This is a genomic window from Pseudoalteromonas sp. SG44-17 (assembly GCF_014164235.1).
Classification (GTDB): Bacteria; Pseudomonadota; Gammaproteobacteria; order Enterobacterales; family Alteromonadaceae; genus Pseudoalteromonas; species Pseudoalteromonas rhizosphaerae.
The window spans coordinates 1-6829 of the sequence record NZ_JACJEV010000063.1 but is presented as its reverse complement, the minus strand read 5'-3'; the positions used below and the strand labels follow the sequence as shown (position 1 = coordinate 6829).

The 6829-nt window shown below is 42.1% G+C and carries 8 protein-coding genes; all 8 read right to left on the bottom strand.

The features are described 5' to 3' along the window. Positions 1-87: 87 nt before the first annotated feature. Positions 88-1515 (bottom strand): NAD-dependent succinate-semialdehyde dehydrogenase, encoded by a 1428-nt coding sequence (locus H5182_RS21680; RefSeq protein WP_182760620.1) that lies wholly within the window; start codon positions 1513-1515, stop codon positions 88-90. 131 nt (positions 1516-1646) lie between these two features. Further along, complete coding sequence (gene fdx / locus H5182_RS21675; RefSeq protein WP_145236547.1) at positions 1647-1985, bottom strand: ISC system 2Fe-2S type ferredoxin; 339 nt, start codon at positions 1983-1985, stop codon at positions 1647-1649. A gap of 11 nt (positions 1986-1996) precedes the next feature. After that, positions 1997-3859 (bottom strand): Fe-S protein assembly chaperone HscA, encoded by a 1863-nt coding sequence (gene hscA, locus H5182_RS21670; RefSeq protein WP_145236544.1) that lies wholly within the window; start codon positions 3857-3859, stop codon positions 1997-1999. Between the two features lie 51 nt (positions 3860-3910). Then, the gene (gene hscB / locus H5182_RS21665) at positions 3911-4438 is read right to left on the bottom strand and encodes a co-chaperone HscB (protein ID WP_149980539.1); all 528 of its coding nucleotides are present in this window, start codon (positions 4436-4438) and stop codon (positions 3911-3913) included. 92 nt (positions 4439-4530) lie between these two features. Next, positions 4531-4854: an iron-sulfur cluster assembly protein IscA gene (iscA, locus tag H5182_RS21660; protein WP_145236536.1), complete on the bottom strand. Its 324-nt coding sequence runs from the start codon at positions 4852-4854 to the stop codon at positions 4531-4533. 10 nt (positions 4855-4864) lie between these two features. Next, positions 4865-5248 (bottom strand): Fe-S cluster assembly scaffold IscU, encoded by a 384-nt coding sequence (iscU, locus tag H5182_RS21655; RefSeq protein ID WP_145236533.1) that lies wholly within the window; start codon positions 5246-5248, stop codon positions 4865-4867. A 40-nt stretch (positions 5249-5288) separates the two neighbouring features. Continuing rightward, on the bottom strand, positions 5289-6506 hold the full coding sequence (locus H5182_RS21650; protein WP_145236530.1) for an IscS subfamily cysteine desulfurase: 1218 nt from the start codon (positions 6504-6506) through the stop codon (positions 5289-5291). A gap of 23 nt (positions 6507-6529) precedes the next feature. Further along, positions 6530-6829: Rrf2 family transcriptional regulator (locus H5182_RS21645; protein WP_220497122.1), on the bottom strand; the 300-nt coding region annotated here is incomplete at its 5' end.

Genomic DNA, 6829 nt, shown 5'->3' with positions numbered 1-6829 from the left:
AGCCAAAAATTTGAGCGTTGCAAATTATTATGTCAACACTTAAAAAGCACTCGGACAGCTTAAAACTTATAGCTTACCGCTCTAAAGCTAAATTTTCATACACACATATTTTTCTTCGAGGTACTCGTCGAGCCCTTGGTGGCCACCTTCGCGACCAAGACCTGACTGCTTAACCCCACCGAACGGTGCGACGGGGTTTGATATTAACCCTTCGTTAATACCTACCATGCCGTACTCTAACGCTTCGCTCACTCGGTATATTTGTTTCAAATCTTGGCTATAAAAATAAGCAGCTAAACCATAAGGCACATCGTTGGCCAGTGCTAAAACTTCAGGCTCTTCATCAAATACAATGATACTCACCACCGGGCCAAAAATTTCTTGATGGTAAATGTCCATCTCCGCAGTTACCCCATTTAAAATCAGCGGTGCTTGATAGTTACCACCAAGCTCAACATTATCACCTATTTGTACCGCACCTTTTGCTTTGGCATCTGCAACCAACTCTTGTACTTTTTGCTTAGCTTTAGGATAAATCAACGGCCCTATATCTGTTGCGTCATCAAGCCCATTACCGACTTTCAGTGCTGTAACTTTTTTAGCTAATTTATCGACAACTTGATCAAGCACGCTACGCTGTACAAAAATACGGTTAGCCGCGACGCAAGTTTGCCCGCCATTTCTAAATTTTGCCCCCATAAGTCCCGTTACCGCTTCATCCAAATCGGCATTATCAAAAATAATAAACGGCGCGTTACCACCAAGTTCCATTGAAGTACGCTTAATAGTAGGGGCACATTGTGCAAGTAATTGCTTACCTACGCCCGTTGAACCGGTAAAAGTGAACTTACGAACAAGTTCAGATTCAGTTAGTAACTCACCCACCATTTTAGCGTTTTCAGAGAGCAATACATTAAAAGCGCCTTTTTCAAAACCGGCTTGGTCAGCCAAATAAGCTAATGCTAAAGCACATAAAGGTGTATGTTCCGAAGGTTTTAGTACAAAGCTACACCCAGCGGCATAGGCTGGTGCAACTTTACGGGTAACCATAGCAATTGGAAAATTCCAAGGAGTTATGCCTGCAACCACACCAATAGGCTGTTTAAAACTAGTTAAACGATGATTGTCATCAGTGGCGGGGATCACATCACCATAGCTACGTTTGGCTTGCTCTGCGAACCACTTAATAAACCCAGCCCCATATTCAACTTCACCAAGGGCTTCTTTTAATGGTTTACCTTGCTCTTTAGTCATTAATTCAGCAAGAGTTTGTTTATGTTGCATAACCAGTTCAAACCAACGCATTAATACATTACTACGCGTTGTGGCATTGGTGGCTTTGAGTTTAATAAATGCGCCGTGAGCGGCGTTGATGGCTTTATGAACCCCATCATCATCGATATCACTTACCATGATGATGCTTTGCTGTGTAGCGGGATCATCAACACTAAAGTGTTTTTCAGTGGAGTAAAACCCACCGTTAATAAATGAATCAGTAAATATAAGATGTGACATAGAAATCCCTCCGGTGTGTAGCTATGAGCCTTAAGCTGTAAGTTGTAAGCTAAAACAAAAACACCGCGTTCAAATTGAGCGCGGTGTTTTCTTTAAAGCTTAAGGCTTACAACTTATAGCTGCGCTTTAAATCAATGCTCTTCATTAACGATATTGAGATTGTACTTCGGTATTTCAACTATTAAGTCTTCATCACGGATTATTGCTTGGCAACCTAGGCGTGATTCAGGCTCTAAACCCCATGCTTTATCTAGCATGTCGTCTTCAAGCTCGTCACTTTCATCAAGTGAGTCAAAACCTTCACGAATAACTAAATGACAAGTGGTACACGCACATGACTTTTCACAAGCATGTGGAATACTGATACCGTTTTTAAGTGCAACATTAAGAACTGTTTCACCACTTGGTGCATCAATTGCAGCGCCGTCAGGACATAATTCCGGATGGGGAAGAAAAATAATTTGTGGCATTCTAACCTCTTTTAAACGTTGTCTACTGACTGCCCTTGCAGTGCTTTTTTGATCGATGCATCCATTCTTAACTCAGCAAATTTACTGCTGGCGTTATCAACTTTCTCAATGGCTGCTTTTATTTGATTTGGCTCGGTAGCTGTCTCACGAACTGTAACTAGCTTCGCTATTTCAGCGTTCAAGTTAGTTAATTCATGTTCAGCAAGTAAAGCACTGTCTGTTGCTAATGATGCATAAAGTGCTTCGATAACACGCAATGCTTCAACTTGTTGCTCTTTGAGCATACGCGCTTGCATATCATCTTTGGCATTAGTCATCGACTCTTTAAGCATATTAGCTACTTGGTCATCTGACAAACCAAACGATGGTTTAACCTGGATTTCAGCTTGTACGCCAGTTGATTTTTCCATTGCAGATACGCTAAGTAAGCCATCGGCATCGACTTTAAAGGTCACACGAATATGCGCCGCACCGGCTGCCATTGGTGGAATACCTTTTAAGCTAAATTTAGCCAATGAACGGCAATCATCAACTAGCTCTCGTTCACCTTGCAATACATGCAGCGACATTGCAGTTTGACCATCTTTAAAAGTGGTAAACTCTTGTGCTCGTGCTACAGGTATAGTGGTATTACGCGGAATAATCTTTTCCACTAAGCCGCCCATAGTCTCAAGGCCAAGCGACAGTGGTAATACATCAAGTAACAACATGTCTGAATCAGGCTTGTTGCCCACTAACACATCCGCTTGTAATGCTGCACCAAGTGCAACGACACGGTCCGGATCAATAGAGGTAAGCGGCTCTTTATTAAAAAACTCAGCGACTTGGTTACGTACGATTGGCATACGGGTTGAACCGCCGACCATAACTACTTGCAGTACTTCGTCGTTTGTAATACCAGCATCTTTAACTGCACGGCGACACGAACGGAGTGTTTTTTTCACCAGCACCATGGCTAGTTCTTCAAACTTTTCGCGAGTGACTTCAACCGTGTATTTTTCATCATCAAACTCAAGACCAACATTCACTTTAGCATATTGGCTTAGTGCTTCTTTACAAGCTTTAGCTTTATTAATAAATAAGCGTAATACTGATGGAGATAGCGTCATCACACCGGTTTCACGTTTAAAATGATCCACTAATAATGAGTCAAAATCATCACCACCTAGGCTTGAATCACCACCGGTTGCCAGTACTTCAAATACACCTTGGTTTAAACGCAAGATTGAAATATCAAAGGTACCGCCGCCTAAATCATAAACTGCGATAATGCCTTCTTGGCCTGAATCTAAACCATAAGCAACCGCGGCTGCAGTTGGCTCGTTTAATAAACGCAGTACATTAATACCAGCAAGCTCTGCAGCATCTTTGGTGCTTTGGCGCTGTGCATCATCAAAATAAGCAGGTACTGTGATCACGGCCCCTAAAATATCTTGCCCTGCAAAGCTTTCTTCGGCGCGTTGCTTTAATGCTTTTAAAATATCGCTTGATGCGGTGATTGGGCTGATGTTGCCAGCCGCGGTGGTAATCGCTAATGCACCATCATGCTGACAAAAATCATACGGTAATTGGCCGTAGCTTTGCTCTATTTCAGCTTGAGTTTTACCTAAAAAACGTTTAACTGAAATTAAAGTATTTACAGGATCTTGTGTTGCAGCTTGAGCGGCAAGTTCGCCTACTGTTATACCATCAGCGGCGTAACGTACAACAGACGGTAACATGGCTGCGCCATTAACATCGGTTAATGTACGGGCTTCGCCACTTTGTACTGTCGCAACAAGTGAGTTGGTAGTACCAAGGTCAATACCAATTGCTAACTTATGTTCATGTGGTGCCGCGCTCTGCCCCGGCTCAGCAATCTGCAATAATGCCATAATGATCTTTAACTCTTGTTTGACTTACCAATGGTGCAGTAAGTTAGATAATTAATCGTCGAATAAACTGTCTTCAATACGCTCTAATTCATCTCGTAATTTATACACGAACTTTAATTTTCGAATGCTATCAGCGGCTAACTGCCATTGCTGCTCGTCATTACTTGCCAATTGCTCAGCAAGTTGCGCACTGTATTGGCTGTCTAGTTGTTTTATTTGCTTCTCGAACTGAGCAATCGCTGTGTCTGGATCATCGCTTGTGCTTAGCTCTTCAAGCTCTTCACGTAATTCCATTTGCTGCATTAAAAACAGTGGATCTTGTAGTGTTTGCTGCTCGGCACGAATATCAACACCCAATTCACTCAGCATATATTCTGCGCGTTTTACCGGATGCTTTAAAATTTGTAAGGCATCATTAATTTCTGCAGTATTTTGTACGGCTAATAACTTATCACGGCTGCTGGCATTGGCATGGCGATCTGGGTGAACAGCACGCTGGAGTTCGAGGTAATTCTTAGTTACTTTTGCCAAATCTACATTGTAATCAACGGGTATCGCAAACAATTCAAAATAGCGCATAATTCCAACCATGCCAACAATCTATTGGCTTAAAATTCAGATAGAACAAAGCCCTACAGGTGCAGGGCTTAAGAGTACAATCACTTTATTGTTTATACTGTGAAACTTTCGCCACAACCACACTCATCAGCTTGATTTGGGTTAATAAATTTAAACCCTTCGTTCAAACCTTCTTTAGTGTAATCAAGCTCGGTGCCATCAATATAAACTAAGCTTTTAGCGTCGACGATTACTTTAACCCCTTTAGATTCAAATACTTCGTCGCCTTCAGATAACTCGTCAACAAACTCAAGAACATATGCAAGACCTGAACAGCCCGTCGTTTTAATGCCTACGCGCAGGCCTAAGCCTTTTCCGCGATTTGCTAAAAATGATTCTACGCGGTTTACTGCCGCTTCTGTCAATGTCACTGCCATGATTTATCTCTTACTTCGCTTGTTTACTTTTGTAATCTGCAATTGCTGCTTGAATTGCATCTTCAGCTAAAATTGAACAGTGAATTTTCACTGGAGGCAATTCAAGCTCAGCACTGATATCAGTGTTTTTGATCATTGCAGCTTCATCTAATGTCTTGCCTTTAACCCACTCTGTTACAAGTGACGATGAAGCAATTGCGCTACCACAACCGTATGTTTTGAATTTAGCATCTTCAATTATGCCTGCAGCTGATACTTTAATTTGCAGCTTCATTACGTCACCACATGCTGGTGCGCCAACCATACCCGTTGCTACTGATGGATCATTTTTGTCTAATACACCTACGTTACGTGGGTTTTCAACATGATCGATTACTTTATCACTATACGCCATAATTCTATCCTCATTACCTGCTAGTGGATGTGCTCGTCAATTAATGATGAGCCCATTCAACTGAATCTAAATCAACACCCTCTTGATGCATTTCCCAAAGAGGAGACATCTCACGTAAGCGACCGATAGAGTTTTTCATTAAATTGACGGTATAATCAATCTCTTCTTCGGTGGTAAAACGACCAATACTAAAACGAATTGAGCTGTGTGCTAATTCATCGTTGCGGCCAAGCGCACGTAATACATAAGAAGGCTCTAAACTTGCTGAAGTACAGGCAGAACCTGATGATACAGCAATATCTTTAACAGCCATCAATAACGACTCACCTTCAACAAAGTTAAAGCTGATGTTAATTATTCCTGGTACTGATTGGTCCGGTGTACCGTTAAAGTACACTTCATCCATATCAGCCATAATGCCATCAATTAAACGCTTACGAAGCGCGCTGATGTGAGCATGATCTTTTTCGAAATCTTGTTTAGCAACTCTAAATGCAGCACCCATACCAACTAACTGGTGAGTCGCTAGTGTACCAGAGCGCATTCCACGTTCATGACCGCCACCGTGCATTTGAGCTTCTAAGCGAGCACGAGGTTTACGGCGAACATATAAAGCGCCAATACCTTTCGGGCCATATACTTTGTGCGCTGAGAATGACATAAAATCAACTTTAAGCTGTTGCACGTCGATTAAAACTTTACCGGCACTTTGTGCAGCATCAACGTGGAACATGATTTTACGTTCGCGACACATTTCGCCAATAGTCGCGATATCTTGAATTACACCTAGCTCGTTGTTTACATGCATAATGCTCACTAATACTGTGTCATCGCGCATTGTGTCGGCTAATTTTTGTAAATCAAGTAGGCCGTTTTCTTCAACGTCCATATAGGTTACTTCAAACCCTTGACGCTCTAGCTCACGACAGGTGTCGATCACTGCTTTATGCTCAGTTTTAGCGGTAATAACGTGCTTACCTTTCTTTTTATAAAACTGTGCTGCGCCTTTAATTGCAAGGTTGTTTGATTCTGTCGCACCCGAAGTGAAAACGATTTCACGTGGGTCTGCGTTAATTAAATCTGCGATATCAGTACGAGCTTGATCAATCGCTTCTTCAGCTTGCCAACCAAAACGGTGTGAACGTGATGCAGGGTTACCAAAATTGCCATCCATTGTCAGGCATTGCATCATTTCTTTTGCTACACGCTCGTCAACTGGCGTGGTTGCTGCGTAATCTAAATAAATCGGTAACTTCATTTCTTTCTCCGCTGGACGCCAACTTATAGTTGGCAGCTTACTTGAATATTTTCCAATTGCTTGAGTGCATTATTAACGCTGTTATCTTGGCGAGATGAAACTTCCTTCACATCTGACTTTTCCACCAATTCAGCAAGGGTAATACCGTTTAAAAAGTCTTCTATTCTGGTACTTAGATCAGACCATAAGGTGTGAGTTAAACACCGCATTCCGCTTTGACAGCCGCCTGTTGCACCATGGCATCGGGTTGCGTCTATTGATTCATCAACGGCGTTGATCACATCACCAACCGAAATTGCATGCGTTTCTCGACCGAGTAAATA